The following is a 1,128-nucleotide window of genomic DNA, read 5'->3' on the forward strand; positions in this document are numbered from 1 at the left end:
GGGGGCGCCGGCCCGGCGGGTGAGGACGGCGATGACCATGCCGACCCTCGCGGGGTCGAGTCCGCTCGTCGCGCGTCTGGGGGTCTGGACGGCGCTCGGGGCGACGAGGGCCTGCACCTCGGTGAGCAGGGGCCGCCGGCCCTCGAGCGCGACGGTGACGCAGGTGCCCGGGACCTGCTGCGCGCGCTGGGAGAGGAACAGGCCGCTCGGGTCGTCGAGGCCGGTGATGCCGACGTCGGACAGGTCGAAGCAGCCGACCTCGTCGGTGGGCCCGAAGCGGTTCTTCACGGCGCGCACGAGCCGCAGCCGGGAGTGCCGCTCGCCCTCGAAGGCGACGACGACGTCGACGAGATGCTCCAGGACCCGCGGCCCGGCGATCGAGCCGTCCTTGGTCACGTGGCCGACGAGGAGCACGGCGATGCCCTGGGACTTCGCGGCGGCGATGATCGCGGCCGCCACCTCCCGGACCTGGGACACGTTGCCCGCCGCGCCCTCGACGGACCCGCTCGCGATGGTCTGGACGGAGTCGACGACGACGAGCTCGGGCCGCACCGTCTCGATCTGGCCGAGGACGGTCGCGAGATCGGTCTCGGAGGCGAGGAAGAGGGTGCGGGCCATCGCCTCGATGCGCTCGGCCCGGGCCTTGACCTGGGCTGCCGACTCCTCGCCGCTCACGTAGAGGACGGCGTGGCCGTCGCCCGCCCGCGCGGAGCGGGCCGCGACGTCGAGGAGCAGCGTGGACTTGCCGATGCCCGGCTCGCCCGCGACGAGGACGACGGCCCCCGGGACGATGCCGCCGCCGAGGACCCGGTCGAACTCCGCGACCCCCGTCGACCGCGCCACGGCGTGCGACGAGTCGACCTCGCCGATCGGCAGGGCCGGTCTCGTGACCGCCGCCGCCGCCGTCGTCCGGACCGCCACGGCGCCGACCTCGGTCACCGTGCCCCAGGCCTGGCACTCGCCGCACCGCCCGACCCACTTGATCGTCGTCCAGCCGCACTCGGTGCATCGATAGGAGTCGGCCTTCGGGCGGCTGGTCTTGGAGCTCATGGCGACACCGTACGGACGCCCACCGACATCGACGATGGCCAGACGGCTCGGTGGGGGCGGGGTGGTGCTCAGGCCCCG

1 protein-coding gene is annotated in these 1,128 nt (G+C 74.6%); it reads right to left on the minus strand.

What is annotated here, in order from left to right; all coding sequences use genetic code 11:
* Positions 1 to 1,050: DNA repair protein RadA (locus BN12_RS23190; RefSeq protein ID WP_048556807.1), on the minus strand; the 1,050-nt coding region annotated here is incomplete at its 3' end.
* Positions 1,051 to 1,128: the final 78 nt, after the last annotated feature.

The sequence above is a fragment of the Nostocoides japonicum T1-X7 genome, from assembly GCF_001046855.1.
Lineage (GTDB): Bacteria > Actinomycetota > Actinomycetes > Actinomycetales > Dermatophilaceae > Nostocoides > Nostocoides japonicum.